Source organism: Acidovorax sp. LjRoot118 (assembly GCF_964253575.1).
In the GTDB taxonomy this organism is placed as follows: Bacteria; Pseudomonadota; Gammaproteobacteria; order Burkholderiales; family Burkholderiaceae_C; genus Acidovorax.
On the sequence record NZ_CAXURB020000001.1, the window covers coordinates 4215577 to 4242019 of the forward strand.

Consider the following 26443-nt stretch of genomic DNA (forward strand, 5'->3'; position numbering starts at 1 on the left):
TGGGCCCACAATGGCCCGGCGAACCGCACTTTCAAAGGACCATTGCCATGCCCACCCTTTGCAGACACACCACCAAACGCCCGTACCGCCTGCCCCCAGGGGCCGGCCTGTTGCTGCTGACTGCAGCGCTGCTCACAGGCTGCGGCACACCCGCCGCCAACACCGAGACCAGCCCCGGGCCGGCCAGCGCCGAGCGGGCGCACCTGCCGCTGCTGCGCGGCTGGTTCGACGGCAAGGAGGTGCTGTACGTGACCACCGACGCATCCGACGCCGAGGTGGCGCGCGAGCACCTTGCCAACCACGTGCCCCAGCTCGCCCATGCGCTGGCCGACGTGCCCAGCGCTGCGGGCGGCAACCGGCGCCCTGGCGCCACGTCGCGCGTGTACGGCAGCACCAACTTCCGCCAGCCCAGTGTGTTCGCCTCGGCCCCGGAGCCCGTGGGCCATGCCAACCGCAGCGCGGCCTACAGCCCGCTGTGGCAGCTGGTCAAGGTCACTTGGCGCGACCCTGCGCAGGCGCGCGTGCTGCGGTCGGAGGAGGAGGTGCTGGATGCTGCCGACAAGGGTTTTGTGGTGCTGGAGGTGACGCGGGTGGTGCTGAACTGTCCTATTGTTCATCGGGGGGAGTTGGGGGTGTTGCCGGGGGTGACGGTGGATGGGCGTACACCGTGAGCGGATTGCACTGCTGAGCATGACCCCAACGGTGCATTGCTGTCTTTTTTGGCGGCGTGCTTTGGTTGAAGGCGGAGGCCGGGTCTCGGCCCGGCGGCCGAGGTACTTGTTCTTTGCTTCGCCAAAGAGGGTGTAGAATAAATAAATTATAATAGCGCCGCATTGACCAAGCAGGAGCAGCGCAATGGCAAAGACAGGCCGACCACCCGTAATCCCCCCTGGCGAGTACACCACCTTGCGCGAGGTGGTCCGAGACAATCCGCAGGCGACGCTGCCCGAGTTGGCGCTGGCCTGGGCCGATCACATGGGCCGCAGCGCCCCTAGCACGGTGACTCTGCGCGCAGCACTGAAGGCTGCCGGCCTGCAGCGAGCGCGGCCCAAGTCGCAGCTGTCCCGCTCGCAGCCTGGTCAGCCTGGCACGCGCTACGGCTACACCGCCCGGCATCGGCCCGCCAGTCAATCCGGCAACGCCATTGCCGGTGCCCTGACCGATGCCGAATGGGCGCTGGCGCAGGACCTGTTCGAGCCCCAACCGGGCTCGCGTGGCAGACCGGCCACCTACTCGCGGCGTAGCGTTGTCGATGCCTGCTGCTATGTGCTGCGCACCGGCTCGTCCTGGCGCAACCTGCCGGTGCAGATCTATCCGCCCTGGCAGTCCGTGCAGAAGGCCTTCGTCAACTGGGCCCGCCAAGGCAAGTTCGAAGCGCTGCACGAGCGTCTGCGCCAGCAATGGCGCCAACGCCTGGAGCGCGCTGCGCAGCCCAGCGAGGCCATCATCGACTCGCAGTCCAACCGGGGCAGCCCTCAGGGTGGTACCTTGGGCTTCGATGCAGGCAAGAAGGTGCAAGGGCGCAAGCGCCATCTGGTCGTGGACACACTGGGCCTGCTGCTTGCGGTTGTGATCACCAGTGCAGCCGTGCAGGACCGCGACGCGGCCGCGCAAGCGGTAGCACAGGCGTGCAAGCGCACGGATGGCTCGTTCAAGACGTTGTGGGCCGACAGCGCGTACGCCGGGCAATGCGCCCAGCAGATCGAGAAGGCGCACCACGTACAGGTGCGCATCGTGCGCCACAGTGCCCGCCACCGCTGGGACGATGCCCAGCAGCCGCTGTGGAGCGACGAGCAGCCCGCCCCCATCGCCAAGAAGCGCTGGGTGGTGGAGCGCACCCATGCATGGCTGGAGCGCAACCGCAGGCTTGTGATGCACCACGACCGCAAGCCGTTCTATGCGGCTGCGTGGGTGTGGCTTGCGCAGGCTCGGATGTTGTTGGGGCGGTTGAAATAGATTTCTTCTACACCCTCAAAGAAAAGTACCCAAAAGAAAGGCGACCCCGCTGCCCGTGTCCCCACTCGCCCGTTGGGCGAGTGGGGCAGCCTGCGATGCTCGGTCCTGGGGTGACGCCGAAGAACTCCCTGCGCTGCCTCTGCGAGGCAGCTCCGGTCAAACAGCTTCGGCGAGCCAGATGACGATGCGCGTGTCCTTCGGCACGCGCTCACCCCAGGCCCTGCGCTTCTCGGCACGGTCAGAAGGGGGTGGGAGCGGGCTCCATACGGGCCATTGCTTCGCTCGGCCTGTGGTCCTTCGCTGCGCTCGGCTCGCCAGGGCGGCTGCGCCGTCCGTCGGCAGCGCACAGCGCGAACCGACCCCAGGCGCAGCTGCGCAAGCAGCAGCCGAGTGGTACCCGCTCCCCACCCCTGCTGGCTGCGCCGAGAAGCGCAGGGCCTGGGGTGGGTGCGTGTGCCGAAGGACACACGCACTTCGTGATCTGGCTTGCCGCAGCTGTTTGAACGGAGTTCGCCCGAAGGGAGAACGCAGTGAGTTCTGCGGCACCACCCCAGGACCGAGCATCGCAGGTTGCCCCCATTCGCCCGGCAGGGCGAACGGGGGACGCAGACTGGGGGCCGCCTTCTCTTTGGTGACTTTCTCTTGGCGGCCAAGAGAAAGTTACTGCGCCGCCGGGCGCACACCCCGGCCTCCGCCCTCAACCAAGGCACGCAGCAACCATGAACGCACAACTCAGCGTCGGCCGCGTCCTACCCCCCAACTCGCATTCCACTGCTAGCGCCCCAAGCAACAAGCAAGCACATTGTCGCCAGTGCCCGCCGTGGGCACGGCACCCGGAGATGCCATGCGCGCCCCCATAACCACAACACACCACCACAACCCTCACCCACCAGGCCGCCACCATGGCTGACCCATCCCAAGCCTGGTGGCAACAGATCGCCACCACCATCGCCTCCGAATTCTCCGACGTCCCCGACGCCGGCGAAGCCACCCGCATCGTCGTGCGGCTCATGGTGGCCGGCATCCTCGGCGGCCTGCTCGGTTGGGAGCGCGAGCACGCAGGCAAGGCCGCCGGCATACGCACCCACATGCTGGTGGCCATGGGCGCCGCGCTGTTCGTGCTGGTGGCGCAGCAGGTCGGCATCGGCCCGGCGGACAACAGCCGCGTGATCCAGGGCATCGTCGCGGGGGTTGGCTTTCTCGGTGCCGGCACCATCCTCAAGGGCGATGGCGATGGGGAGTCCCAGGTGCGGGGCCTGACCACCGCCGCCGGCATCTGGCTGACGGCGGCCATCGGCGTGGCCGCGGGCCTGGGGCGCGAGATGACGGCGGTGCTGAGCACCGTGCTGGCCCTGGCCGTGCTCTGGGCCATCCCGATGCTGCACGACGCGACGCAGGGCCGCTCGCAGCGCGGTGGCAAAGAAAAGGACAAAGCGAAGGTCGATTGACCAGCCGGCAGGGCAAGCGTCTCGCGGCATGGGAATGCGGGCAGCCCACTGGCAGCAGGCCTGGGCTACACTTTTTGCAAAGCCCCGCACTGCGTTGGGGACCGGTCCATTGCCTACGATTGATTGCCGCCATGACGCCCTACCCGACCCCGGCTGCCCTTGCAGCCAGTGCCCTGCCAGGAGCCTCCGGTGGCTGAGCCCAGCGCCCAGGCCGCCACATCCAGCCAGACCTCCGCCACCGCGCCCCTCTCGGCCAACCTGCGCGGCATCATCGCCATGTGCCTGGCGGTGGGCTGCTTTTCGGTGATGGACGCACTGCTCAAGACCCTGTCGGGCAGCTACCCGGCCATGCAGGTCGCGTCCATGCGCGGCCTGGCGGCATTGCCCCTGGTGACGCTGTATGTGCTGTGGCGCGGCGAGGTGCGCGGCCTGCTCAAGGTGCGCTGGCCGCTGCACCTGCTGCGCGGCGCGATCAACATCACCATGCTGGCGCTGTTCGCCTTTGCGCTGCGCGAACTCGGCCTGGCCGAGGCCTACACGCTGTTCTTCATCGCCCCGCTGCTCATCACCGCGCTGTCCACCGTGGTGCTGGGCGAGAAGGTGCGCGTCGCGCACTGGGTGGCCATCGTGCTCGGCCTGGTGGGCGTGGTGGTGGCCCTGCGCCCGAGCCAGGAGGCCATGCTCTCCGTGGGCGCGCTGGCCGTGCTGGGCGCGGCCACGGGCTACGCCATCTCGGCCATCGCCGGGCGCCTGCTCACGCGCACCGATTCGAGCGCCAGCCTGGTGTTCTGGACCACGGCCATGCTGGCCCTGGGCGCCACGGCCCTGGCCGTGCCGCAGTGGAAGGCAGTGGATGCATCGCACTGGCCGCTGGTGGCGGCCATGGGGGTCTCGGGCTTCCTCGGCCAACTGGCGATCACCGAGGCCTTCCGCCACGGACAGGCCTCCGTCGTTGCGCCGTTCGAGTACACCGCCCTGGCCTGGGGCATGGGCCTGGACTGGGTGCTGTGGCAGGCCGTGCCTGGCGCTTACACCCTGATCGGTGGGGCCATCATCATCGGCAGCGGGCTGTACCTGGTGCGCACCGAGCGCAACACGCAGCAGGCGGTACTGCCACCTTGAGCCCTTGCCCGGCGGCCCCACGGCGCGTGGTCCGACAGTGCGAATGCGCGTGCAGCCTTGTAATGGACAAGTACCAATAGCGGCCCTGCCGCACGAGGATTTGCCATGACACAACAAGCACACACCCAGCACGCCACCATCCACGGCCATGTGACCTACACGCCCGGCGACGGTGCACCCATCAGCATTCCCGAAGGTCCGGTGGAACTGATCACCTCACCCGACAGCACCACGCTGAGCTGGTCGGTCGAGGACGACATCGCAGGCTCGGCCGCGATACCGAAGGACCAGTACAACCAGTACGTTCGCGAAGGCAAGATCCGCCTGACCAAGCATTGAGCTGATGCGGGCCCAGGCAAGCCCTGGACCTGCAGGGGCATCGGGAGGCCAGTGACGGCCATCCGTGATGCAGCTCAGGCCTGCAGGCCCGGCGGTACAAGGACCCCCTCCCGATTGTCCTGCCTGCCGGACAGTGTTTCCCAGCCATGCTGCCTTGTGCACCCCCAGGTGGGCACCTATATTCGATCCATCGCGCCGAGATTCCCCACTTCTCCTCGGGCCAAGGAACCGCATGACCTCCCCCACCTTCCCCACGTTCTTCGTCTCCCACGGCGGCGGCCCCTGGCCATGGGTTGATGGCATGAAGCAGCTGTTCGCCAAGACGGCACGCGAGTTCGCCCGGATGCCCGGCCTGCTGCCCGCAAAGCCCAAGGCCATACTCGTCATCACCGGCCACTGGGAGGCGCAGGAGTTCACCATCTCCACCGCCGAGCACCCGCCCATGGAGTACGACTACTCCGGTTTTCCGGAGCACACCTACCGCATCCAGTACAAGGCACCCGGATCGAAGGCGCTTGCGGGGCGCGTCGGCGAGTTGCTGACCGCCGCCGGCATCGGCTGGAAGGAAGACGCCCACCGCGGCTTCGACCACGGCACCTTCGTGCCCCTGAGCCTGATGTACCCCGAGGCCGATGTTCCGGTGGTCATGCTGTCGATGAAGTCCAGCTACGACCCTGCGGAGCACATCCGCCTCGGACAGGCCATTGCACCCTTGCGCGACGAGGGCGTGCTCATCATGGGCAGCGGCCTCACGTACCACAACATGCGCGGCTTTGGCCGGCCGCAGTCCACGCCGGTGGCCGAAGCCTTCGAGGGTTTCCTGAACGACGCCATCACCGCCCCCAGCGCGCAGCAGCGCAATGACATGCTGGTGCATTGGCAAGAGGCCCCAGGCGCACGCCTGGCGCATCCGCAGGAGGACCACCTGATCCCCCTGATGGTGGTGGCAGGCGCCGCGGGTGCTGACGTGGGCCACCGGGTCTTTGTCGACCATGTCATGGAGGTGGCCATGGCCTCCTACCAGTTCGGCTGACAGGCCTTTTTCAACGCCCTTGCACCTATGATGGGTGCCCCTCTGCAGATCCATTGCCCATGCACCGCGAAGAAGACATTCTCCAGTTCTGGTTCCAGGAACTCACGCCCCAGCAGCAATTCCAGAAAGACGAGGTGCTCGACCAGACCATTGCCACCCGCTTTGGCGCCACGCTGCAGGCTGCAAGGCAGTGCGAGTTGGCGCCCTGGCGCGCCACGCCCGAAGGGCGGCTGGCCGAGATCATCGTGCTCGACCAGTTTTCGCGCAACATCCACCGCGATACCGCTCAGGCGTTTGCGCAAGATGCGCAGGCGCTGACCCTGGCCCAGGAACTGGTGGCCAGCGGGCAACACCACGCACTGCCCGCCGCGCAGCGCGCTTTTGCCTACATGCCCTACATGCACAGCGAATCGCTGGTGATCCACCTGCACGCCATGGAGCTGTTCGACCAGCCAGGGCTGGAAAACAACCTGGCCTTCGAGATCAGGCACCGCGAGATCATCGAGCGCTTTGGCCGCTACCCGCACCGCAACCAGGTGCTGGGGCGGGTCTCGACGGCGGAGGAAACGGCATTCCTCGCGCAGCCGGGATCGTCTTTCTAAAGCGTGAGGGAAGCGCGGCCCACGCCGTCGAATTCCACCTCCACCGCCTCACCCCTGGCAGCAGGCAGCAACCCCACCCACGACCCGGTGGTCACCACCGTACCGGCCGCCACGGTCGCGCCGTTGCGCGTGGCGTGCTGCAGCCAGGTGGGCAGCAGCCACGCAGGGTCTGCCAGCGGGTGGGTGCCCGTGCGCAGCACCGGCTCGCGCTGGCCGATGCGCGCCACGCAGCGCTGCGCCGCCCAGTCGCGCGCGGCATAAGGCACCCACTCGCCCAGCACCAGCGCGCCGTGCGACTGCAGGTCGGCCAGGCGCAGAAGGGCCGGTGCGGCGCCACCCTCGGCCCAGCGCGAATCCACGATCTCGATGGACACGGCCATGGCGTCGACGAACATGCCTGCAGTATCGGGCGTGAGCGCTGCCGCCTGCGCGGGCGACACGGCCTGGCCCAGGCGCAGCGCGATCTCGGCCTCGATGCCGATGGTGTGGAACTGCATGTCGGCATACTGCGCCGGGCTGCTGCGCACGCCCGCTGGCGGCAGCGGTGCGTGCGTGAGTACCACCTGGCGGTTGGCCCCGCCTGACTTCCAGTGCCGCGCCGGCCCCGGCGGGAACCAGCCCATGGCATGCCCCACCGCTTCCTGCACGGCATAGGCCGCAGGCGCATCGGCAAACGCCCCGCCCCAGGGCAAGGCGCTGATGGTGTGCCCAGCCTGCCATGCGGCCACCAGGGCCTGGGTCAATCCGGTCGTCGGGTCTTGCTCAGCCATCGTTGTTCAACTTTCTACCTTGACGTTGCCTTCCTTCACCACCTTGCCCCACTTGGCGATTTCGGTGGCGATGAAGTCCTTGAACTTGTCGCGCGATCCACCGCCATCCTCGGCACCGTAGGTGTCCATGCGCTCCTGCACGTCGGGCATGGCCAGCACGGTGTTCACATCGCGGTTGATCTTGTCGGCGATGCCCGATGGTAGCTTGCCCGGCCCCGCCAGCCCGTACCAGGTGGTGGCCTCGAAGCCCTGGAAGCCCTGCTCCTGCATGGTTGGCACACCGGGGTGGCCCTTGGCGCGCTTGGTGCGCGTCTGCGCCACGGCGGCCACCTTGCCGCTCTTCACGTGCGGGGTGGCTGCGGTCATCGTCTCGAAGCAATACTGGATCTGGTTGCCCATGAGGTCGGCCAGCGCAGGTGCGCTGCCCTTGTAGGGCACGTGCAGCGCATCCACACCCGCCTGCAGCTTGAACATCTCCAGCGCCAGGTGCTGGGCCGAGCCGGGGCCGGCCGAACCAAAGCTCACCTTGCCGGGGTCGGCCTTGCACAGGGCCACGATCTCCTTCACGGTCAGGGCCTTCTGCCCCGGCCCCGCGATCAGCAGGTTGGGCGTGACGCCCACCATCACGATGGGCACGAAGTCGCGCTGCACGTCGTAGCGCAGCTTGGGCTGCAGGCTGGGCGCCAGCGCATGGCTGTTGATGTGCGCCATCAGCAGCGTGCTGCCGTCGCTGGGCTGCTGCGACACGTATTCGGCCGCCAGCACGCCCGAGACACCCGCCTTGTTTTCCACGATGACCGACTGCTTCCACATGGTCGACAGCTTGGTCGCCACCACGCGCGCCAGCGCGTCGGTGCCGCCGCCAGGCGGAAAGCCCACGATGATGCGCACCGGGCCGCTGGGCCACTCCTGCGCGAACAGGCGCGGCGCGCCAAGCGTGGCCACCGCCGCGCCTGCGGTCTGGATCAGGGAACGTCTTTTCATCATCGCTTGTCTCCTTCGTTGGCCCTTTTTTGTGCAGGCCGGGTTGAATGAACTCAGCACAGCCCCGGCAGCACGGCCGGTGGCATGAAACACGGGGTCTATCGATCAATCGAGGAATCCACCGCTGCGCCGCCAGGGGTCGCAAGCGGGTCAACACATGCCAGCGGCCAGCGCCTCCCGCAGGCGCCGGCCGTCAATCCATCCGCAGGAAGAAAACAAGGGGCCGGGCTCAGGCCGCCTTCTTCAACGCGGCAGGCGCCGCATGGCTGGCGAAGTAATCCATGCTCGCCTGTACGCCGCTGCCCGCCAGGGCGATGCCCGAGAGCTTCATGCCCATCTCCACGCCGGCCACCATGGCCACCAGCGTGAGGTCGTTGCTGTCGCCCAGGTGGCCCATGCGGAACATGCGGCCTTTGAGCTTGCCCAGGCCCGTGCCCAGCGAGAGGTCGAAGCGCTGATGGATCAGGCGGCGCAGGGCATCGGCGTCCACGCCCTCGGGCGTGATGACGCCCGTGAGCACGGGCGAATACACGGCCGGGTCGGCACACTGGATGGGCAGGCCCCAGGCGTTGACTGCGGCGCGCACGCCCGCACCCCAGCGCTGGTGGCGCGCGAAGACGTTGTCGAGCCCCTCGGCCAGCAGCATGTCCAGCGCTTCGGACAGGCCGTACAGCAGGTTGGTGTTGGGCGTGTAGGGCCAGTAGCCGTCCTTGTTCATCTCCACGATCTCGTCCCAGGCCCAGAAGGCGCGCGGCAGCGTGGCGGTCCTCGATGCTTCGAGCGCACGCGGCGACAGGGCGTTGAAGCTGATGCCCGGGGGCAGCATCAGGCCCTTTTGCGATCCGCTGATGGTCACGTCCACGCCCCACTCGTCGTGGCGGAAGTCGGCGCTGGCCAGGCCCGAGATACTGTCCACCATCAACAGGGCCGGGTGACCCGCCGCGTCGATGGCCTTGCGCACCGAGGCGATGTCCGATGTGACGCCGGTGGAGGTTTCGTTGTGCACCACGCACACGGCCTTGATCTTGCGCTCGGTGTCCTTGCGCAGGCGGGCCTCGATCAGGTCGGCCTGCACGCCGCGGCGCCAGCCGCCAGCCAGGGGCAGGTGCTCGTCCTTGCCCTCCCAGGTGAGGAACTCGGTGGAAATGCCCAGGCGCGTGGCCATCTTCTGCCACAGCGAGGCGAAGTGCCCGGTCTCGAACATCAGCACATGGTCGCCCGCACTCAGGGTGTTGCACAGGGCCGCCTCCCAGGCTCCGGTGCCCGATGCGGGGTAGATGGCCACCGGGTGGCGGGTCTGGAAAATCTTCTGGATGCCCGAGAGCACCTTGAGGCCCAGGCCCCCGAATTCGGGGCCCCGGTGGTCGATGGTGGGCAGGCTCATCGCCCGCAAAATGCGGTCTGGCACCGGGCTCGGGCCCGGGATCTGCAGGAAATGGCGGCCGGTGGGATGAAAGTCGAGTTGAAGCATGGAGCGTCCTTTCTGCCTTCAGTTTTGCATGCAAAAAACATGAACGCATGCGGGAATACCCTTTGTATCGGCCGTTGATACCCCCATTTTTTGCATGCAAAATTCAACCAAGAAAGCAATCCATGGCTGAAATCATTGAAATCTCCCGCCTCGCACTGCACGACCAGGTCGCTGCGCGGCTGCGCACCATGCTGGTGGAAGGTCATATCGCGCCCGGCGCCAAGCTCAATGAACGCGAGCTGAGCGAGCAACTGCGCGTATCGCGCACCCCGCTGCGCGAGGCCATCAAGCTGCTGGGCGCCGAGGGCCTGGTGGACCTGCTGCCCAACCGGGGCGCGGTGGCCGTCAAACTCACCGAGGCGGACGTGGTGAACACCTTCGAGGTGCTGGCCATGCTCGAAGGCATGTCGGGCGAGCTGGCCGCGCAGCGCATCGGCGATGAAGAGCTGGCCGAGCTGCGCGCCGTGCATTACGAAATGATGGCCTGTTTCGCGCGGCGCGACCTGTCGGGCTACTACCGCATCAACAACAACATCCACACCGCCATCAACGCGGCGGCGCGCAACCCGGTGCTCACGGCCACCTACCGCTCCATCAACGCCCGCGTGCAGTCGCTGCGCTTTCGCACCAACCAGAACGAAGCCAAGTGGAAGCTGGCCGTGGCCGAGCACGAACAGATGATCGAGGCCCTGGCCGCCCACGACGCCGATGCCATGCGCAAGGTGCTGGTGGTGCACGTGCTGCGCAAGCGCGACACCGTGCTGGAGCTGCTGCGCGCCGGCGAGATCTACCCCAAGCCCAAGCGAAAAGCCTCTACCTAGGACCCCCTCCCCATGCGCATCGAACCCGCCAGCACCCTGCAGCCAGCCGGTACCACCCTGCCCCCGAACGAGACCTGCGAGGCGCTGGCGCGGCGCCTGTCCGCCGAGACCGAGGGCGAGGTGCTGTTCGATGCCGGATCGCGCGGGCGTTATGCGACCGATGCTTCCATCTACCAGATCATGCCGGCCGGCGTGCTGGTGCCGCGCACCGAGCGCGACATCGCGGTGGCCATCGACATCGCGCGCGATCTCAAGGTGCCCGTGCTGGCGCGCGGCGGTGGCACCAGCCAGTGCGGCCAGACCACCGGTGCGGCGCTGGTGATCGACAACACCAAGCATTTCCGCAAGGTGCTGGAACTGGACGTGCAAGCCCGCACGGCCACGGTGGAGCCCGGCATCGTGCTCGACCACCTCAACGCACAGCTCAAGCCCCACGGCCTGTGGTACCCGGTGGACGTTTCCACCAGCGCCCAGGCCACGCTGGGCGGCATGGCGGGCAACAACTCCTGCGGCTCGCGCTCCATTGCCTACGGCAACATGGTCCACAACGTGCTGGGCGCAAGCGCCTGGCTGAGCGACGGCGAACTGGTCGATTTCGGCCCCCTGGCCACGCTGGGCCCGCGCGCCACGGCCATTGCCCAGCATGTGCACCAGCTCGCGCTGCAGCACCGCAGCGATATCGCCGAGCACTGGCCCAAGGTGCTGCGCCGCGTGGCGGGCTACAACCTCGACATCTTCGACAACCAGAGCGAGAAGCCCTACACCGCCGACGGCAGCGTGAACCTGGCGCACCTGCTCATCGGCGCCGAGGGCACGCTGGCCTACACGCGCAGCCTCACGCTCAAGCTCAGCGAGCTGCCGCGCGCCAAGGTGCTGGGCATCATCAACTTCCCCACCTTCCACGCGGCCATGGATTCGGCGCAGCACATCGTCAAGCTCGGCCCCACGGCGGTGGAGCTGGTGGACCGCACCATGATCGAGCTGGCGCTGGCCAACCCGGCCTTTCGCCCCACGGTGGAGACAGCGCTCATCGGCAAGCCCGCCGCCATCCTGCTGGTGGAATTTTCGGGCGCCGACAAGGCCGCCCTGCTGCCGCAGCTGCGCCAGCTGGTGGAGTTGATGGGCGACCTGGGCCTGCCCGGCAGCGTGGTGGAAATGCCCGACGAGGCCCCGCAGAAGAACCTGTGGGAGGTGCGCAAGGCGGGCCTGAACATCATGATGAGCCTCAAGGGCGACGGCAAGCCCGTGAGCTTTATCGAGGACTGCGCCGTGCCGCTCGAACACCTGGCCGAATACACCGATGGCCTGACCGAAGTGTTCGCCCGGCACGGCAGCCGCGGTACCTGGTACGCCCACGCCTCGGTGGGCACGCTGCACGTGCGCCCCATCCTCGACATGCGAACCGATGGAGCGGCCAAGATGCGCGCCATCGCCGAAGAGGCCAGCGCCCTGGTGCGCAAGTACAAGGGCGCCTTCAGCGGCGAGCACGGCGACGGCCTGTGCCGGGGCGAGTGGATCGAGTGGCAGTTCGGCCCCGCCATCAACGAGGCGTTTCGCGCCATCAAGAATCACCTGGATCCGATCGGCCTGTTCAATCCCGGCAAGATCATCGACCCGCCCAAGATGGACGACGGCGCGCTGTTCCGCTTTGCCCCGCCCACGGCGCCCAAGCCCTACCGGCGCATCCCGCTCACGCCCGTGCTCGACTGGTCGGCCTGGAACGTGCAGGCCGACCCTGTGACCGAGGTGACCACGGCCCCCGGCACCGGAGGCGACGTGACCGGCGGCTTTGCCAAGGCCGTGGAGATGTGCAACAACAACGGCCACTGCCGCAAGTTCGACGCCGGCACCATGTGCCCCAGCTACCGCGTGACGCGCGACGAGCAGCACCTGACCCGCGGGCGCGCCAACACCCTGCGCCTGGCCGTGTCGGGCCAGCTCGGTCCCGACGCCTTCACCAGCGAAGCCATGCACGACACCATGGACCTGTGCGTGGGCTGCAAGGGCTGCAAGCGCGACTGCCCCACGGGCGTGGACATGGCCAAGATGAAGGTCGAGTTCCTCGATCACTACAAGCGCCGCCACGGCCATACGCTCAAGGACCGCCTGGTGGCCCACCTGCCCGGCTACGCGCGCACCGCCAGCCACTTCGCCTGGCTGCTCAACCTGCGCAACACCGTGCCCGGCGCGGCCTGGCTGGGCGAAAAGCTGCTGGGCTTCTCGGCCAAACGCTCATTGCCCGCCTGGCGCAGCGACACCTTCTGGCGCAGCCACGACAAGGCACTGTTCAGCAGCCAGGCCGACACCATCGCCGCCGCCCAAGCCGGCCGCAAGGCCGCCGTGCTTTTCGTCGACACCTTCAACGGCACCTTCGAGGCCGAGAACGCCCTGGCCGCCGCACGCGTGCTGCATGCCGCGGGCTATGTGCTGCACACCGTGGAGAAAGCTGGCGGCCACCACTGCTGCGGCCGCACCTACCTGGCCACCGGCATGGTCGATGAAGCCAAGAAAAAGGCAGGCGCACTCATCGACGCCCTGCTGCCCCTGGCCCAGGCCGGCATCGCCATCGTGGGCCTGGAACCCTCGTGCCTGCTCACCCTGCGCGACGAAGCCCTGGTGATGGGCCTGGGCGAGAAGGCCGTGACCGTGTCCCGGCAGGCCCTGCTGTTCGAGGAGTTCCTGGCCCGCGAGGCCAAGACCGGCCGCTTTGCGCCATCCCTCAAGTCCGCAGGCAAACCCATCCTGCTGCACGGCCACTGCCACCAGAAGGCCTTCGGCGCCGTGCCCCCCATCCTGGAGGTGCTGCGCCTGATCCCCGAGGCCAAGCCTGAGCTGATCGAAAGCTCCTGCTGCGGCATGGCCGGCAGCTTTGGGTATGAAGCATCGCACTACGAGGTATCCATGCAGATGGCCGAGGCGGCGCTGCTGCCCGCGGTGCGCAAGAACCCCGATGCCATCGTGGTGGCGGACGGGACGAGTTGCCGGCACCAGATTGCGGACGGGGCGCAGCGGGAGGCGGTGCATGTGGCGCGGTTGCTGGATGGGCTGCGGGTGTGAAGTGGGTTCGCTGCGGGATGAATAGGGTGGCGCCCGGTATTTCAGTTCTGCCATGGACCAAAGTTCGCGCTTCATCATTGATGCGCGGGCGGAGAAGTCCATAGGTCAGGACTTCCTTGCCGGCTCTCTGAATTCCGAAAAGCAGGATTGAAGAAAGGCCATCGCTGCCAGTATCTTGGGAGCCCTGTGCCTGGTGCTCAAAATCACAGCATACACAGGGCTGCTACCCGGACGGATGAGCTTGCCCAAGACTGGACGGAGCCGCCCCTCTTCAACCAGAGCGTTGCCAACAACGTCATTGATTCGCGCGATTCCGGCTCCGCACAGAGCCAGAGAAATGACAGAGGCGCTGCTGTTCACACGCACATTCCCCTGTACTTCCAAGGTGACTGGAGCCCCGTCGCAATGAAACTCCCATCGATTGTGGGACCTGGTGGCCGCATTGGAGATAAGTCGGTGCTCTGACAAGTCGTCAATCGACTTCGGAGTGCCCCACTTGCGCAAGTAGGCTGGTGATGCATAGAGGGCACGGCCATGTGTACCCAGCGTTCTGGCAATTGCAGCCTGAGCAGGTTCAGCGCCCGCGCGAATGGCGATGTCTATCGACTCGTCCGCCATGTCCACCAAGCGATCTTCCACCTGCAGTTCCAGGGACAGCCCGGGATGGAGGTCGGCCAGCTTGTGCAAGCGGGGGATCACCACATACTCCGACAGCAACTGGCTCACGCTGATTCGCACCATGCCCGAAATGCTATTGCTGCGCCCGCCAATACCGTCCTGAAGCTGGCCAACTTCATCAAGGATTCTGCGGGCGTGCTCCAGAAAAACTTCCCCTTCTTCTGTCAAGGAAAGGCTGTGGGTAGTTCGATGGGCAAGCCGCAAACCGCAAGCGGCCTCAATGCGCGCAATTCTTCGCGAAACATGGCTGGGGGCAACATTGCGATCACGTGCAACCGTTGAGAACGACTGCGCGTTCGCCACTTGCAGAAACAAAGAAAAATCATCCAGGTTCAAATCATTCATGGTTGTGCATTTTCTGCACAAGCATTGATCTGCGCAAAGGATTTCCACAACACCGTGGACATCGCACAGTACGCCAGTGCGGATGTCCCGTGCACAGCGCAAGACCGAGCCACGCAGAGTCATGCACCCAGCAAATCATTCCTGGAGAAAAAATGCCACTCACACTCATCATCACCGAAGGCCTTCTTCCGAAAGACCGCCGACTTACGACGATGGCCCGGCTCTCTGAAGCTTTCTTGAAGCTGCACGGCTTGACCGGCAACAAATTCTTCACACCCAATGTGATTGGACACATTGCCGACGTTTCTGCCGACAGCACATTTGCGGGCTTGAAGCCCACACCTGTCGCCATCGTCGAGTGGCTGACGCCAGCCTTCGCTTTTGCGTCCAGAGAGATTCAGAAAGCCTATGTGGCCGAGGCCACGCAGATCATCTACGACGCCTGCGACGGCAAGCATCCGCGCGAAAAAATCTGGGTGAACCTGAAGTACGCCATCGACGGCATGTGGGGCATTGGTGGCAAGGCCTACACCAACGAAGAACTGGGCGCTGCGGCAGCCCAAGGCTGATAACGCTCCCGAGTGGCTGCCGATCCGCCGATGGGCAGCCAGTTCACGAATCCACACAAGCAGCACAGGGCAGAGCATGACCCACATCGCAGAGACTTCATTCAATGGCCGACCCACGCGCCTGCTACACACCATGCTTCGGGTTTCCGACCTGGAGCGTTCCGTGGACTTCTGTACCAGGCTGCTGGGAATGACACTGATGCGCAAGGAGCGCTACCCGCAGGGGCAATTCACTCTGGCCTTTCTCGGATACGGGGAGGAAAGCACAGCCGCGGTCATCGAGTTGACGCACAACTGGGGCGACCGGACTTATGCCATTGGGGATGCCTTCGGGCACATCGCAGTAGGATGCAGCAACGTTCATGCGACTTGCAGACTGCTTGAGCGCGCCGGCGCCACGGTCATCCGCCAACCCGGCCCCCTCTCTGAAATGTCGCCAGACCGGACAGACATCGAACACATCGCCTTCATCCAGGACCCGGACGGCTACCGGATTGAATTGGTCCAGCAGTAGCCCTGCAAACACCCCGGAGATCCTCCCGAGGCGGCATACCACCCGTCCGAATGGGTGCTCCCACCACCAGGCCATATCAGGTCATCCGACATGTGACCAAGCTGCATCGCAAGGCGATGGTTGGAGCGCTGAAAGTTGCGGCTGCAGATCGTTGCTCTCCATCGATCCCCGCCCCCTCGGCGTAGGCAGAGGGACGAGCCGAATCAGCCCCGCGTCATCTCACGGCGGACACTCCCGACAGGCCGGAACCCGTCGTACGGCGCCTGAGCACCGCAATCAGCACATGCGCTCCCACGGCCAGGGCCATCAGCGCCAGTGCACCCAGCCCCCAGATGACCCAGGCCAGTACCGAGACAGCCCCGGACAGTGCCGGCACGGTTTCCAGCGCCGCCTGCACGACGCCCCCCACGGAGGCAATCACGCCGCCGAACTCCTGCGCCAACTGGGGCGGTATCCAGACCTTGATCCACTCGGGCAGCAGGACTGCATCCATGGCGGCCGTACCACCGGCGAGGGCACCGGTGCTGCCGACCGCCCAGACCGTCACCGCGTGCGCGCCCCAGCAGGCCAGTGACCACAGGGCCAGCAGCATGAACGAGAGAAACCAGCTGATTGCGTAAAACATGGATCGTTGTCTTTCTGAAATATCAAGTGCCAAGTATGGGCATGGCGGAACGGAATAGACACCAGGCTCAGCCGAATCTAGTATTCGGTTTTTCCGAACCGGAGACCGCATGCTGAACTACCGCCACCTTTACTATTTCTGGATGGTTGCCAAGAAAGGTGGCTTTGCCCGCGCCGCCGACCGCCTGGAGATGGCAGTGCAGACCATCAGCGCGCAGGTGCGCGATCTGGAGAAGGCCCTGGGGCACCAGTTGCTCAAGCCATCCGGCCGCGGGGTGGCGCTGACCGAGGCGGGCCAGGCGGCGTATGCGCGGGCCGAAGAGATATTCCAGCTGGGGCAGAGCATTCCCGATGAGGTGCGCGAAGCGGCCAGCGCCAAGGTCGCGCGGCTCTCGGTGGGGCTGTCCGACGGCATCTCCAAGCTGGCAGCACATGCGCTGCTGGAGCCGGTGCTGGCCACCCCGCACCTGCGCCTGGTGTGCCACGAGGGGGAGTTCGACGAGCTGCTGTCCGAGCTGGCGCTGCACGAACTGGACGTGGTGCTGGCCGGGCAGGCTGCGCCGCGCAACCCGAACCAGCGCCTGTCCAGCGAACGGATCGCCCGCTCCACGCTGCAATGGTACGGGCCGGCCTCGCTGGTCCGAAAGACCGTGCGCGACCGGTTTCCACAGTCGCTGCAGGAGCTGCCGGTGCTGTTGCCCACCTTCCATTCGCCGCTGCGCTCCACGCTGGACCACTGGTTCCAGGACATCGGGGTGCAGCCCCGGGTGGTGGGCGAGTTTGAAGACAGCGCCCTGCTGGCGGTGTTCGCAGCCCGGGGGCTGGGGGTGTTTCCGGTCAGCCAGTTGGGTGCCCAGGACGTGGGGCTGGTGCGCGGGCTGCGCCTGCTGGGCGACTGCCCCGGCATCAGCGAGGAAGTGCATGCCATCTGGTCGCGCCGCGGGCAGCACCATCCGCTGGTGCGCCAGATGGTGGACGCTGCACGCGGCGCATAGCTGCGCCGCGATGGTGCACCGCCGGTGCGCCGCCTCAGCTGTGCGCAGGCAATTTGCCGATGCGCCATTGCGTCAGCGCAGCCCGCATGATCCATGCCTCCTCAGCCGCAACGTGGCGGTCCGCCATGGCAGCGGCGTCGGCAAAGTACAGCACCTTGTGCTGCAGGCCAGGGTCGGTCACTTCGGCCATGAGCGCGTCCAGGGTGGCCTGGTCGATGCTGCCGGTGAGCAGGCGGCGCTCGTGCGCGGCCATCAGCAGGTCCTCGCACAGGGTGTGCAGCACCTGGGCGAAGTCGCCGGGCGCCAGGCCGAGTTCGCGCTCGATGTCCTGGCCGTAAAGGGCCTCCAGCTCCTAGCGGCTGACGTTGCCGTCGGAGATCAGCAACAGGGCGACGATACGGGCTGCTGCTTCGGGGCTGTTGTGGGGGTAGCTGCGCATGATTTTTTCCTTCTCGGGGGCTTTGTATTCAGGACGGTGTGGCCATGCCACAAGGGTGGGTTCTGGGTGCAGGTGCGGGACGCATGCCCAGGGGCTCAGTCGCGGTAGCGGTAGCGGCGGCGCGGGTGTTCGCGCTGGGAGGAATGGACCCGGATGGGAACCAGCGCCGGTGCACGCAGCAGTGCGCTGCGCCCTTGCGACCACGGCCAGACCCACTGCAGCACCTTGGCACGCAGCGAGCTCAGCAGGGAATGGACAGACATCAATGGCTTCATGAAGCACCTTGCAGTGGTTGGAACAAGCTTGAATGTGCGGCCACCAGGTTGCTTCAAGAAGCAGGTTTTTCATGACACCTGCATCGGTTTTACCGAACCTGAATCAGAAAGATGCCTACGCCAACCACAGGCTTTACAGATACTGCCTGCAGAAAAAACCTGCTGTTACCGCCACACTGCGCGGGCTAAGGTGCGCACTCCAACCCAAGGAGAACGCTGATGCAGATACTTTTCAAGTCCCGCCATCCCGATGCTGCGTTGATGCGCGAGGCCGTCGAGCGCCGGGTGCGCTTTGCGCTTCGGCGCCTCAAAGCGCTGGTGCCGCGTGCCGATGTTCAACTGGCCGACGTGAACGGCCCCCGGGGCGGGTTGGACAAGCGCTGCCAGATCGAGTTGCGCACGGATGGCGCGGGATCGGTGGTGGTGTCGTCGGCAGCCAAGGACTGGCGCACTGCACTGGACGAAGCGCTGGCGCGCGCGGCCCGGCACGTGCTGCGCACCGTGCGCCGCGCCACACCAGCAGGAACCTGCCTGCGCTTGAGGCGTAGGGGGTAGGCCGCGCCTGCGCGGCGTCAGCCCCTCAGATCGGCCGCGTCAGGTACACCGCCTCGCGCCCCACGATGGGCTCGCGGGTGGGCATCATCACCGTGCAGTCGTCGCACTGCGCGCGGATCTCCACGGTGCCGTCGGTGGCGATGAGTTCGTTCTTGGCGAAGGTCTCGAAGCCTTCCAGTGGCCGGGTGAACGCGAAGTCGGGAGTGCGCACCATGCAGGTCTCCAGCAGCTCGAAGCGGCGCTGCGCGCCAGGGGCGGCGCGGTCGGCACGGGGTGCGGTCAGGCCGAAGTGGGCGATGAAATCCTGCGCCACCAGGGTGGCCAGGTCGGCCGCCGATTTCAAAAAGTGCTGGCCGCATTCGACCACCATGGCCACGCCGGCATCGCCCAGGGCCTGGCCGTGGCGGCCGTGCTGGATCAGCGGCGTGCCGGAGCCCAGGCCGTTGGGCATGACCATGTGCACGGGGGGCAGGCCGATGGCTAGGGCCGCCGCCGAGTTGCGCTCGTAGGCAGGGTAGACCCAGAAGGGCTGCACGTCCTGGCTGGTGGAGTGGATGTCGAGGATGTGGTCGGCCGCAGCCACCACGGGGCGCAGCTCGCGCGCGCGGCGCAGCTCGGGGCTGTCGTCGCTGCCGTCGAGCTCGGCGGCCGACCAGACGCGGTTGAGGTTGTGCACCAGCTGGCGGCTCTCGAACGGGCGCGACTCGTCGAACGACTCGTAGGCCGCCACGTTGGCGAAGCTGATGGTCAGCGTGCCGATGAGGGGGCGCACGCCGCTGTCGAGCAGGTGCGTGGCCGCGACCATGCCGCAGATTTCGTTGCCGTGGGTGAGCGCGTTGACCAGCACATGGGGGCCGGGCTTGCCCGATTCGAAGCGGTGCACATAGTCGATGCCGACATTGCCCTGGCGGTAGGCGGACAGGTCGCGGGGCAGCACTTCAAACAAGGGCGGGTTCTGACTCATGGTGGGAGGGTTTAATTAATAAGACAACACATCATTGTCGACCCAAAGTGCCGCGCGTTCACGCGGTGTACGATGCCCGCCGACTGTTCGTTGCCCTGAAAGCACCATGCCCAGCCTGCCCAGCCTGCGTTTTGTCCCCCTGGCCGATGTGGCCCACCTGCTCCCAGCCGACTCCTGGATCGCCAAGCGCCTGCGCGACGACCCCGAGGGGCTGGCCGATGAAACCGCCGCCTGGATCACTGGCGACATGCAGTGGCCCGAACTGCACCTGGACACGCCGCTCGTGGCCGATGGCGGCCTGCACCATTTGGCCCAGACCCAGCCGGACGCCGCCCCCCTGCCCCGCCGCGCGCCTTACCTGGTCCTCATCGAAGGCAACCTGCGCATCGACGGCGCACTCACCGCCAGCGACACCGATGGCACGGCGAACCTGGTGGTGCTGGGCAGCCTGCAGGTGCAGCATGCGGTGATCGGCGGGCAGCTGGTGTACGTGCAGGGCGCGCTCACGGTGGATGAACTGCTCTGGGGCCACTACAACCATGGCGACCTGCAGGTGAACGGCGGCCTTACCGCGCGCGTGGCGCTGTTCACCGACGAATACCACGTGCAGGTGGCCGGCGGCGAGCAGGTGGAGTTTCTGCTCGACGAGGCGTGCGGCGTGCCCAGCCTGGCGGAGTTTTCCGCCGAGGTGGCAGGCCTGGTGTTTGCGCCCGAGTTCTTCGACGGCATCGACGACGGTGCGGACGGCATCGGCGCCCTGCTGTCGCGCGACCGCGTGGTGGAGGCCGTGCGCGCCGGCGAGAGCCCCCTGCGTGCCAGCGCCGAGATCACCGCCGACATGCCGCTGGCCAGCGACCTTTTCGCCGACGAAGCCATCAGCGTGGCCAACATCCTGGCGGCGGTGAATTCGCCCATCGTCACGCACAAGGAGAAGAAGGCGCCCGGCTGGTTTGGCCAGACCGATTTTTCGCTGTGCCGCCGGCATGTGGATGCCGATGGCGACCAGCGCGACGACAACGTGTTCATCACCGTCTGGAAGACCTGGGACTTTTACCTCTCGGTGGAGCGCGAGCCCCAGCGCAAAGGCCTGCTGGCACGCCTGGCGGCTGCCGTGCTGCGCCGGCCCATCCCGTTCATCGAGGTGGCCACGCTGATCTACCGCGGCTACACCGAGGGCACGCCCGACGGCTGGAAGGTGCTGGACGATGAGGCGCCGGCCGAGGCACGCGAGGCCGCTACCCGGGCCTGGCGCGGCGTGCTCGACTATGTGCGCCTTGCGGTGGGCCAGTCGCGCGCCGGCTACCCGCTGTACCACCGGCTGCAGGCCGAGCTCACGCCCCGGCGCATCGAGCAGTTCACCAGCCTGCCCTATTTCACCGAGGAGTACAACGACTGGTGGGACAGCGACAAGAACGGCGAGTGGCATGGCGACGTGTGGGTGGGTGCGCGCCAGCCCTGCCTGCACGAGGGCGAGCCCTATGGCCGCGCGCTCAAGCTGAGCTGGGAGAACGGCGAACCCCGGCCCGGCGACGATTCGGACGATGCCTACGGCGCCTACCAGCTCGACATCGACGAGGCCCGCGCGGGCCCGCCGGTGGTGGAGTTCAAGTACACCCAGCGGCAAAGCGAGGCCCGCACCACACTGCCCCGCGGTGCGGTGGACCACATTGCCCGGCTGCTGCGCATCTACGCCCAGGTAGAGGCCCAAATACAGGGCGCGCACGAGCAGCAGCAGGCGCACCAGGCAGAACAGCGCCGTATCGAAACGGCCGTGCACCTGCTGGCCACGCCGCCCCTGGCCGACGACCTGCCGGATTCTGCCGTGTTCCCGGTCGAGCTGATGCTGCTGTCCGGGCAATGGCAGAGCGGCGGCGAAACCTATGTGGCCGCGATCCGCGCGCACCAGTTCGCGATGACCGCCCGCGAGCAGGAGCGCGACGACGGCGCGCAAGATGAAGATGAAGACGAGCCCACCGCCGACCTGCCGGAAGACCCGCGCAAGGCCAGTGCGCCCACGGTGCTGCAGCTCGCGCGCCTGGTGAACCGGCATGCCGACGAAGCGCTGGCCGCGCGCTTTCGCCAGCGCTTTGCCTTTGCCCCCGATGCCTATGTGCGCACGGCGGCCAAGGCGGGGCAGTTCATCGGCCCGGTCTATCTGCTGGCCGATGGCCGCATCCTCGCGCGCATCGGCCCCAGCTACAGTGAATCGGCGCACTGGGTGCAGATCGATGGCGCAGTGCCCACCTCGCTGCCAGCGCTCAAGGGCCTGGGGCGCTCGGCCGACGGCAGCTGCTTTGCGCAGAGCGACGGCATCCACATCACCACGCACCAGGGCTTTGGCGGCGCGCAGATTGCGCAGTTGCCGCTGCCACGGGGCAACGAGGGCATCCCCGAATCCATGGGGCTGGTAGCAGGATCATTGGGCCAGCGCTGCGACGAGATCATTCCTTTCAACGACGGCCAGCGCGTGCTGCTGCGCAACCCCACCGGGGTGTACCTGGTCAGCGCGGCCCACGGCGTGCAGCGCCTGCACCCGCAGGAGTTCGACGAGGGCGATGGCGACGCGGACGATGGCGGCCCCTACACCTGGCCCAAGAACCACCAGGATGCGGCCGACGGCGAGCCCCCGGGCAGCCTGCTGGCCATGGACATGCTGCACATGGCCCTGTCGCCCGATGAGCGCTTCATCGCCCTGGGCGACCAGGACAGCGCCCACATCCTGCTCAGCGCGCAGGACGGCCGGCCGCTGCGCACGCTCAGCACCCAGTCCTCGTACCCGCACCACGCGCGCTTCTCGCACGACGGCACGCGGCTGTGGTTCAACTCCTGCCACCTGTACAACGGCATCACCATCGCCACGCCCGTGGATGCGGCCGGCGACACCGAGGGCACGGTGGTCGACACCCAATGGCGCGTGTACGCCTCGGCCACGCTGCCCGGCATGGTGGTCATGGGCGACGCCAGCGGCTACGTGCATGCCATGGACGATGAGGGCAGCACGCTGTGGCGCCACCACGTGGGCAGCAGTATCAGCGCCATTGAGGCTTCGGGGGACGGCAGCACGCTGCTGGTGGGCAGCTACGGCGGCTACCTGGCCGTGCTGCAGCGCACGGAGACGGGGCTGGACCCCTACTCCATCAGCACCTCGCCCTATGCGGAGGTACGCCGCTGGATTTTCTGGAACAGCGAGGACGCACCGCTGCGCTGGTAAGCGGCGACGCTCCGCACGCACCGATCAGAAATGCGGACCGGGGCCTTCCCGGGCCAGCGCATCCTGGGCATTGCGCAGCGGGCAGACCTTGAGCGACAGGCAGCCGCAGCCGATGCAGCCGTCGAGCTGGTCGCGCAGCGACGTGAGCGTGCGGATGCGTTCGTCGAGGTCCTCGCGCCAGCGCTCCGAAAGCCGGCGCCAGTCGGCCACCGTCGGCGTGCGGCCAGCGGGCAGGGCCTGCAGCGCCTCGCCAATCGCTGCCAGCGGCACGCCCATGCGCTGGGCCACCTTGATCACCGCCACCCGGCGCAGCACCGAGCGCGGGTAGCGCCGCTGGTTGCCCGCGCTGCGCACACTGGCGATCAGGCCGCGCGTTTCATAAAAATGCAGGGCCGACACCGCCAGCCCGCTGCGGCGCGCCACCTCGCCCACCGAAAGATCGGCGGCCAGCTCTGCCATGGAATCGCCGTGTGCGTCGTCGTGCTGCTTCATGACCCTGCTCCGAAAAGTGCCCGTTGACCTCAACTTAACTTGAGGTTGAATACTAACAGCCTCTTCCACGATTTTCAGGACCACACCCATGTTGCAGATCGCTTCGCGCCTGACCCCGGCCAACGCCGCCACGCTCGCCCACATCAACCCCGAAGGCGTTTACGACCCGGCCCCCAATGGCTACACGCACGTGGTGGTGGCGCCTGCGGCGGGCCGCACCGTCTATGCCTCGGGCCAGGGCGGCGAGAACCTGGCGGGCGAGCTGTCGCCCGACTTTGCCGAGCAGCTTGCGCAGGCGCTGGCCAACATGCGCACGGTGCTCGAAGCGGCGGGCGCCAGCGTGCATGACGTGGTGCGGCTCACGCTGCTGGTGGTGGACCACACCGAAGCCCGCCTGGCCCTGTGGACCGAGGCCGCCCGCCGCGTGTGGGGCGATGCGCCCACACCCGGCTGCACGCTGATCCCTGTGCCGCGCCTTGCGCTGGACGGCATGCTGGTGGAAGTGGAGGCCACCGCCGTGGTCACAACCGCGCAGGCATGACAGCGCCACGCTGCCCGGCGCCTTGAAAAAGAGCCGCCTTCAGTCATGCCGAGCACCCCGGTTGTGGCGTACCATGCTGCGCAGCGGTCCCATCCGGAGACCCACACAGGAGGACCCATGGCCAAAGGTGAACAGCGCAGCAACAAGATGGCGAAAAAGCCCAAGAAGGACACGTCGATTCCCAAGGAATCCCACGGCTCTGACCGCCCCATGCCGCCCGTGACGGCCGTCGTGCCACGCGGCAAGGAAAAGAACAAGTAAGAAAGTCCGGCGCCCCCTTGCCGTACCGAAAGAAAGCCCCCGCTACCACAGGCAGCGGGGGCTTTCTTTTTTGAATTCAGACGAGGGGGCCCGGAGCCAGCCTGGCCAGCCAGTCTTCCTGCGGCTCGGGCCGGCCGAACAGATAACCCTGGTAGAAGATGCCGGGCGCACGCTGGCGCAAAAAGTCGGCCTGGGCCCGCGTCTCCACCCCTTCGGCCACCACGCGCAACCCGAAGTGGCTGGCCACCGACAGGATGCCCTCGACCAGCACCCCGTCGTCGGCGTTGGTGGGGGCCTCGTGCACGAAGCTGCGGTCGATCTTGATCTCGCGGATCGGCAGGCGCTTGAGGTAGGCCAGCGACGAGTAGCCCGTGCCGAAGTCGTCCAGCGAAAACTCCACCCCCAGCGCGCCCAGCTCGCGAATCTTGGCCACGGCATCGTCGAAATCGTCGATCACCAGGCCCTCGGTGACTTCCAGCGTGAGCAGGGACGGATCGGCCCCCGAGGCCGCCAGCAGCGAACGCAGCTGCGGTATGAAGCCGGCCTGGCGGAACTGGCGCGCACTGAGATTGACCGACAGGCGCAGGCCCCGCTCGCGCATGGCGGGCAAGGCCAGCAGCGCCAGCGAATGCGCGAGCACCCAGGTGCCAAGGTTCACGATCAGGTCCGACTCTTCAGCGATGGGGATGAAGGCGCCGGGCGCCAGCAGGCCATCGCGCGGGTGCTGCCAGCGCACCAGCACCTCGGCCCCCGTGAGCTGCCCCTGCGCATCCACCTGCGACTGCAGGAACAGCCGCAGCTCGTCGCCCGCAATCGCCTGGCGCAGCGTGCGCTCCACCAAAAAGCGCTGCTCCGCCGCCTCGCCCATGCCCTCCTCGAAGAAGGCCGAGCGCCCGCCCCCCGCCTGCTTGGCCCGGTGCAGCGCGGTGCCCGCGCGGCGCAGCGCCTCCTGGGGCGAGTCGGCCGGGCTCTGCGGGTACAGCGTGATGCCGATGCTCGCGCCGAGCTGCGCCTCGTCGGCATAGCCCTCCAGGCGCAACGGCTGCAGCAGCCGCGCCTGCACCTGCTCGGCAAAGGCCAGCGCGCGGCGGCTGGCCTGCGGCCCCTGGGTCGCCAGGTCGTGCAGCACGATGGCGAACTCGTCGCCGGCCACCCGTACCAGCAGGCCCTGCTCGGGCAGCAGTTCCGACAGGCGCAGCGCCACGGCGCACAACAGGCGGTCGCCCATCTCGCTGCCGCGCGCGTCGTTGAAGGTGGTGAAACGGTCCAGGTCCAGCAGCACCAGCGCGTGCAGGGCCCCCGGTGCGCCGGGCGCACGCCCCGTGCGCCACTGCAGGGTGGCCAGCCGGTCCACCAGCATCCGGCGGTTGGGCAGGCTGGTCAGCGCGTCGAAATGCGCCAGGCGGTGGATCTCCTCGGCCGCGCGCTTGCGCTCGGTGATGTCCTGCTTGAGCTCCACGTAGTGGCTGATGTGCCCGTCGGTCTGGCGAATGGGCGCCACCACCACGGCCTCGATGATCTCCGCGCCGTCCTTGCGCCGGTTGACCTGCTCGCCCGCCCAGTTCTCGCCACGCGCCAGCGTGTCGCGCAGGCCCAGGCGCTGGGCTGCGGCCATGCCGTTGCTCGACACCACGGCCGAGGGCTGGCCCAGCACCTCGTCGCGCGCATAGCCCGTGCGGGCCAGGAAGGCGGCGTTGACGTACTCGATGCGCCCGGTCAGGTCGGTGATGGCAATGCTCTCGGGGCTTTGCTCCACGGCGCGCAGCAGCTTTCGCAGCTCGGCCTCGCTGGCGGCCAGGCTCGACGCGGTGTGCTGCGCCTCCTGCACACGGCGCAGGTAGCTTCGCCGCGACAGCAGCGTGGCGGCGGCCGTCACGGCCAGCACGCCGGTGAGGTAGGCCAGGTAGGCCAGGCGGTTGCCATAGCGTGCGTCCGGCAGCAGGCCGCGCAGGTCGGCCCAGAGGAAGAACAGCAGCAGCACACCCGTGCAGCCGGTGAGCCACAGCGTGGCGCGTGCGCCCAGAATCCAGCCCGCAAACACGATCAGCACCGGAAAATTGAGCAGGTTGGGCCCGCGCAGGCCGCCATTGCTGGCCGCCACCAGTGCCACGACGCCCCAAACCCCCCAGACCAGCACCAGCGCCGCCTGGTGCCAACGCCCCATGCGGCCCAGCACCACGGCCAGGGCGCCCATGCCGCCCGCACCCAGGTTGAGCAGCACGTGCGTCCAGGACAGGGGGCTGTCCCGCAGCAGCAGCGCGGCGATCAGGGTCCCGGTGATCGCGACCACCCACGAGCCGGCCCGCACCAACTGCTGCGTGGTGGCGTCGTCTCGCTCAGAGGGCAGCAGGTGGGCAACAGCGCGCATGGTGTAAGC

Annotated in this window: 27 protein-coding genes; 16 read left to right on the plus strand and 11 right to left on the minus strand. The window is 67.3% G+C overall.

What is annotated here, in order from left to right; translation table 11 throughout:
- Positions 1-47: 47 nt before the first annotated feature.
- The 7 genes from ACSQ9E_RS19990 to ACSQ9E_RS20020 all read left to right on the plus strand — a co-directional run bounded on the left by ACSQ9E_RS19990 (position 48) and on the right by ACSQ9E_RS20020 (position 6500).
- A complete protein-coding gene (locus ACSQ9E_RS19990; RefSeq protein WP_428001954.1) occupies positions 48-671 on the plus strand; it encodes a DUF7482 domain-containing protein in 624 nt (207 codons plus the stop codon).
- Positions 672-855: 184 nt separating this feature from the next.
- Positions 856-1956 carry an IS5 family transposase gene (locus ACSQ9E_RS19995; protein WP_436217113.1) on the plus strand — a complete coding sequence of 367 codons (1101 nt, stop codon included), beginning with the start codon at positions 856-858 and terminating at the stop codon, positions 1954-1956.
- Positions 1957-2858: 902 nt separating this feature from the next.
- Positions 2859-3404 carry an MgtC/SapB family protein gene (locus ACSQ9E_RS20000; RefSeq protein WP_057268082.1) on the plus strand — a complete coding sequence of 182 codons (546 nt, stop codon included), beginning with the start codon at positions 2859-2861 and terminating at the stop codon, positions 3402-3404.
- Positions 3405-3593: 189 nt separating this feature from the next.
- Positions 3594-4526 (plus strand): DMT family transporter, encoded by a 933-nt coding sequence (locus tag ACSQ9E_RS20005; RefSeq protein ID WP_436218951.1) that lies wholly within the window; start codon positions 3594-3596, stop codon positions 4524-4526.
- A gap of 105 nt (positions 4527-4631) precedes the next feature.
- A complete protein-coding gene (locus ACSQ9E_RS20010) occupies positions 4632-4865 on the plus strand; it encodes a hypothetical protein (protein ID WP_436218952.1) in 234 nt (77 codons plus the stop codon).
- 232 nt (positions 4866-5097) lie between these two features.
- Entirely contained in the window at positions 5098-5898 is an 801-nt protein-coding gene (locus ACSQ9E_RS20015) for a DODA-type extradiol aromatic ring-opening family dioxygenase (RefSeq protein WP_436218953.1), read from the plus strand.
- 59 nt (positions 5899-5957) lie between these two features.
- A complete protein-coding gene (locus tag ACSQ9E_RS20020; RefSeq protein WP_436218954.1) occupies positions 5958-6500 on the plus strand; it encodes a DUF924 family protein in 543 nt (180 codons plus the stop codon).
- Here ACSQ9E_RS20020 and ACSQ9E_RS20025 read toward each other — a convergent pair.
- The 3 genes from ACSQ9E_RS20025 to ACSQ9E_RS20035 form a co-directional block, all read right to left on the minus strand.
- Positions 6497-7270: a fumarylacetoacetate hydrolase family protein gene (locus ACSQ9E_RS20025; RefSeq protein ID WP_436218955.1), complete on the minus strand. Its 774-nt coding sequence runs from the start codon at positions 7268-7270 to the stop codon at positions 6497-6499. The two genes, ACSQ9E_RS20020 and ACSQ9E_RS20025, sit on opposite strands and share 4 nt — an antisense overlap.
- A gap of 6 nt (positions 7271-7276) precedes the next feature.
- Positions 7277-8254 carry a Bug family tripartite tricarboxylate transporter substrate binding protein gene (locus ACSQ9E_RS20030; protein WP_436218956.1) on the minus strand — a complete coding sequence of 326 codons (978 nt, stop codon included), beginning with the start codon at positions 8252-8254 and terminating at the stop codon, positions 7277-7279.
- A gap of 229 nt (positions 8255-8483) precedes the next feature.
- A complete protein-coding gene (locus ACSQ9E_RS20035; protein ID WP_436218957.1) occupies positions 8484-9725 on the minus strand; it encodes a pyridoxal-phosphate-dependent aminotransferase family protein in 1242 nt (413 codons plus the stop codon).
- Positions 9726-9847: 122 nt separating this feature from the next.
- On the opposite strand from ACSQ9E_RS20035, the gene ACSQ9E_RS20040 reads away from it, so the two are divergent.
- Together ACSQ9E_RS20040 and ACSQ9E_RS20045 are read left to right on the plus strand one after the other, a co-directional pair.
- The gene (locus ACSQ9E_RS20040; protein ID WP_428001958.1) at positions 9848-10546 is read left to right on the plus strand and encodes a GntR family transcriptional regulator; all 699 of its coding nucleotides are present in this window, start codon (positions 9848-9850) and stop codon (positions 10544-10546) included.
- A 12-nt stretch (positions 10547-10558) separates the two neighbouring features.
- Positions 10559-13603, plus strand: coding sequence for an FAD-binding and (Fe-S)-binding domain-containing protein (locus ACSQ9E_RS20045; RefSeq protein ID WP_436218958.1), 3045 nt, complete (start codon positions 10559-10561; stop codon positions 13601-13603).
- A 105-nt stretch (positions 13604-13708) separates the two neighbouring features.
- Here the strand turns inward: ACSQ9E_RS20045 and ACSQ9E_RS20050 are convergent, their stop codons facing one another.
- Positions 13709-14626, minus strand: coding sequence for a LysR family transcriptional regulator (locus ACSQ9E_RS20050; RefSeq protein ID WP_436218959.1), 918 nt, complete (start codon positions 14624-14626; stop codon positions 13709-13711).
- 152 nt (positions 14627-14778) lie between these two features.
- On the opposite strand from ACSQ9E_RS20050, the gene ACSQ9E_RS20055 reads away from it, so the two are divergent.
- Both ACSQ9E_RS20055 and gloA read left to right on the plus strand, forming a co-directional pair.
- Positions 14779-15195, plus strand: coding sequence for a 4-oxalocrotonate tautomerase (locus tag ACSQ9E_RS20055; protein ID WP_436218960.1), 417 nt, complete (start codon positions 14779-14781; stop codon positions 15193-15195).
- 76 nt (positions 15196-15271) lie between these two features.
- Complete coding sequence (gloA, locus tag ACSQ9E_RS20060) at positions 15272-15709, plus strand: lactoylglutathione lyase (protein ID WP_436218961.1); 438 nt, start codon at positions 15272-15274, stop codon at positions 15707-15709.
- 214 nt (positions 15710-15923) lie between these two features.
- Here the strand turns inward: gloA and ACSQ9E_RS20065 are convergent, their stop codons facing one another.
- Complete coding sequence (locus tag ACSQ9E_RS20065; protein WP_436218962.1) at positions 15924-16334, minus strand: hypothetical protein; 411 nt, start codon at positions 16332-16334, stop codon at positions 15924-15926.
- Between the two features lie 109 nt (positions 16335-16443).
- On the opposite strand from ACSQ9E_RS20065, the gene ACSQ9E_RS20070 reads away from it, so the two are divergent.
- Positions 16444-17328 carry a LysR substrate-binding domain-containing protein gene (locus tag ACSQ9E_RS20070; RefSeq protein WP_436218963.1) on the plus strand — a complete coding sequence of 295 codons (885 nt, stop codon included), beginning with the start codon at positions 16444-16446 and terminating at the stop codon, positions 17326-17328.
- A 34-nt stretch (positions 17329-17362) separates the two neighbouring features.
- Here the strand turns inward: ACSQ9E_RS20070 and ACSQ9E_RS20075 are convergent, their stop codons facing one another.
- From ACSQ9E_RS20075 to ACSQ9E_RS20085, 3 genes are all read right to left on the minus strand, one after another.
- The gene (locus ACSQ9E_RS20075) at positions 17363-17611 is read right to left on the minus strand and encodes a hypothetical protein (RefSeq protein WP_436218964.1); all 249 of its coding nucleotides are present in this window, start codon (positions 17609-17611) and stop codon (positions 17363-17365) included.
- A 69-nt stretch (positions 17612-17680) separates the two neighbouring features.
- Positions 17681-17818: a hypothetical protein gene (locus ACSQ9E_RS20080; RefSeq protein ID WP_436218965.1), complete on the minus strand. Its 138-nt coding sequence runs from the start codon at positions 17816-17818 to the stop codon at positions 17681-17683.
- A 44-nt stretch (positions 17819-17862) separates the two neighbouring features.
- A complete protein-coding gene (locus tag ACSQ9E_RS20085; protein WP_157412707.1) occupies positions 17863-18030 on the minus strand; it encodes a hypothetical protein in 168 nt (55 codons plus the stop codon).
- A 231-nt stretch (positions 18031-18261) separates the two neighbouring features.
- Between ACSQ9E_RS20085 and ACSQ9E_RS20090 the strand changes: the two genes are divergently transcribed.
- Positions 18262-18597 carry an HPF/RaiA family ribosome-associated protein gene (locus ACSQ9E_RS20090; RefSeq protein WP_428001964.1) on the plus strand — a complete coding sequence of 112 codons (336 nt, stop codon included), beginning with the start codon at positions 18262-18264 and terminating at the stop codon, positions 18595-18597.
- Between the two features lie 25 nt (positions 18598-18622).
- On the opposite strand, the gene ACSQ9E_RS20095 is transcribed toward ACSQ9E_RS20090, so the two are convergent.
- Positions 18623-19561, minus strand: coding sequence for a succinylglutamate desuccinylase (locus ACSQ9E_RS20095; protein WP_436218966.1), 939 nt, complete (start codon positions 19559-19561; stop codon positions 18623-18625).
- Between the two features lie 106 nt (positions 19562-19667).
- Between ACSQ9E_RS20095 and ACSQ9E_RS20100 the strand changes: the two genes are divergently transcribed.
- Entirely contained in the window at positions 19668-22772 is a 3105-nt protein-coding gene (locus ACSQ9E_RS20100) for a WD40 repeat domain-containing protein (RefSeq protein WP_436218967.1), read from the plus strand.
- A gap of 24 nt (positions 22773-22796) precedes the next feature.
- On the opposite strand, the gene soxR is transcribed toward ACSQ9E_RS20100, so the two are convergent.
- The gene (gene soxR / locus ACSQ9E_RS20105) at positions 22797-23264 is read right to left on the minus strand and encodes a redox-sensitive transcriptional activator SoxR (RefSeq protein ID WP_436218968.1); all 468 of its coding nucleotides are present in this window, start codon (positions 23262-23264) and stop codon (positions 22797-22799) included.
- A gap of 88 nt (positions 23265-23352) precedes the next feature.
- Here soxR and ACSQ9E_RS20110 point away from each other — a divergent pair, with 88 nt between their 5' ends.
- Together ACSQ9E_RS20110 and ACSQ9E_RS20115 are read left to right on the plus strand one after the other, a co-directional pair.
- Positions 23353-23805: a RidA family protein gene (locus ACSQ9E_RS20110; RefSeq protein ID WP_057206659.1), complete on the plus strand. Its 453-nt coding sequence runs from the start codon at positions 23353-23355 to the stop codon at positions 23803-23805.
- Positions 23806-23922: 117 nt separating this feature from the next.
- Complete coding sequence (locus ACSQ9E_RS20115; RefSeq protein WP_164470725.1) at positions 23923-24066, plus strand: hypothetical protein; 144 nt, start codon at positions 23923-23925, stop codon at positions 24064-24066.
- Positions 24067-24142: 76 nt separating this feature from the next.
- On the opposite strand, the gene ACSQ9E_RS20120 is transcribed toward ACSQ9E_RS20115, so the two are convergent.
- Positions 24143-26434: a putative bifunctional diguanylate cyclase/phosphodiesterase gene (locus ACSQ9E_RS20120; protein WP_436218969.1), complete on the minus strand. Its 2292-nt coding sequence runs from the start codon at positions 26432-26434 to the stop codon at positions 24143-24145.
- Between the last annotated feature and the right edge of the window lie 9 nt (positions 26435-26443).

Excerpts from the sequence above, each read along its gene's own strand:
- ACSQ9E_RS19990 (WP_428001954.1), top strand. The coding sequence starts at position 48 with ATGCCCACCCTTTGCAGACACACCACCAAACGCCCGTACCGCCTGCCC.
- ACSQ9E_RS19995 (WP_436217113.1), top strand. The coding sequence starts at position 856 with ATGGCAAAGACAGGCCGACCACCCGTAATCCCCCCTGGCGAGTACACC.
- ACSQ9E_RS20000 (WP_057268082.1), top strand. The coding sequence starts at position 2,859 with ATGGCTGACCCATCCCAAGCCTGGTGGCAACAGATCGCCACCACCATC.
- ACSQ9E_RS20010 (WP_436218952.1), top strand. The coding sequence starts at position 4,632 with ATGACACAACAAGCACACACCCAGCACGCCACCATCCACGGCCATGTG.
- ACSQ9E_RS20015 (WP_436218953.1), top strand. The coding sequence starts at position 5,098 with ATGACCTCCCCCACCTTCCCCACGTTCTTCGTCTCCCACGGCGGCGGC.
- ACSQ9E_RS20020 (WP_436218954.1), top strand. The coding sequence starts at position 5,958 with ATGCACCGCGAAGAAGACATTCTCCAGTTCTGGTTCCAGGAACTCACG.
- ACSQ9E_RS20025 (WP_436218955.1), bottom strand. The coding sequence starts at position 7,270 with ATGGCTGAGCAAGACCCGACGACCGGATTGACCCAGGCCCTGGTGGCC.
- ACSQ9E_RS20030 (WP_436218956.1), bottom strand. The coding sequence starts at position 8,254 with ATGAAAAGACGTTCCCTGATCCAGACCGCAGGCGCGGCGGTGGCCACG.
- ACSQ9E_RS20035 (WP_436218957.1), bottom strand. The coding sequence starts at position 9,725 with ATGCTTCAACTCGACTTTCATCCCACCGGCCGCCATTTCCTGCAGATC.
- ACSQ9E_RS20040 (WP_428001958.1), top strand. The coding sequence starts at position 9,848 with ATGGCTGAAATCATTGAAATCTCCCGCCTCGCACTGCACGACCAGGTC.
- ACSQ9E_RS20045 (WP_436218958.1), top strand. The coding sequence starts at position 10,559 with ATGCGCATCGAACCCGCCAGCACCCTGCAGCCAGCCGGTACCACCCTG.
- ACSQ9E_RS20050 (WP_436218959.1), bottom strand. The coding sequence starts at position 14,626 with ATGAATGATTTGAACCTGGATGATTTTTCTTTGTTTCTGCAAGTGGCG.
- ACSQ9E_RS20055 (WP_436218960.1), top strand. The coding sequence starts at position 14,779 with ATGCCACTCACACTCATCATCACCGAAGGCCTTCTTCCGAAAGACCGC.
- gloA (WP_436218961.1), top strand. The coding sequence starts at position 15,272 with ATGACCCACATCGCAGAGACTTCATTCAATGGCCGACCCACGCGCCTG.
- ACSQ9E_RS20065 (WP_436218962.1), bottom strand. The coding sequence starts at position 16,334 with ATGTTTTACGCAATCAGCTGGTTTCTCTCGTTCATGCTGCTGGCCCTG.
- ACSQ9E_RS20070 (WP_436218963.1), top strand. The coding sequence starts at position 16,444 with ATGCTGAACTACCGCCACCTTTACTATTTCTGGATGGTTGCCAAGAAA.
- ACSQ9E_RS20085 (WP_157412707.1), bottom strand. The coding sequence starts at position 18,030 with ATGTCTGTCCATTCCCTGCTGAGCTCGCTGCGTGCCAAGGTGCTGCAG.
- ACSQ9E_RS20090 (WP_428001964.1), top strand. The coding sequence starts at position 18,262 with ATGCAGATACTTTTCAAGTCCCGCCATCCCGATGCTGCGTTGATGCGC.
- ACSQ9E_RS20095 (WP_436218966.1), bottom strand. The coding sequence starts at position 19,561 with ATGAGTCAGAACCCGCCCTTGTTTGAAGTGCTGCCCCGCGACCTGTCC.
- ACSQ9E_RS20100 (WP_436218967.1), top strand. The coding sequence starts at position 19,668 with ATGCCCAGCCTGCCCAGCCTGCGTTTTGTCCCCCTGGCCGATGTGGCC.
- soxR (WP_436218968.1), bottom strand. The coding sequence starts at position 23,264 with ATGAAGCAGCACGACGACGCACACGGCGATTCCATGGCAGAGCTGGCC.
- ACSQ9E_RS20110 (WP_057206659.1), top strand. The coding sequence starts at position 23,353 with ATGTTGCAGATCGCTTCGCGCCTGACCCCGGCCAACGCCGCCACGCTC.
- ACSQ9E_RS20115 (WP_164470725.1), top strand. The coding sequence starts at position 23,923 with ATGGCCAAAGGTGAACAGCGCAGCAACAAGATGGCGAAAAAGCCCAAG.
- ACSQ9E_RS20120 (WP_436218969.1), bottom strand. The coding sequence starts at position 26,434 with ATGCGCGCTGTTGCCCACCTGCTGCCCTCTGAGCGAGACGACGCCACC.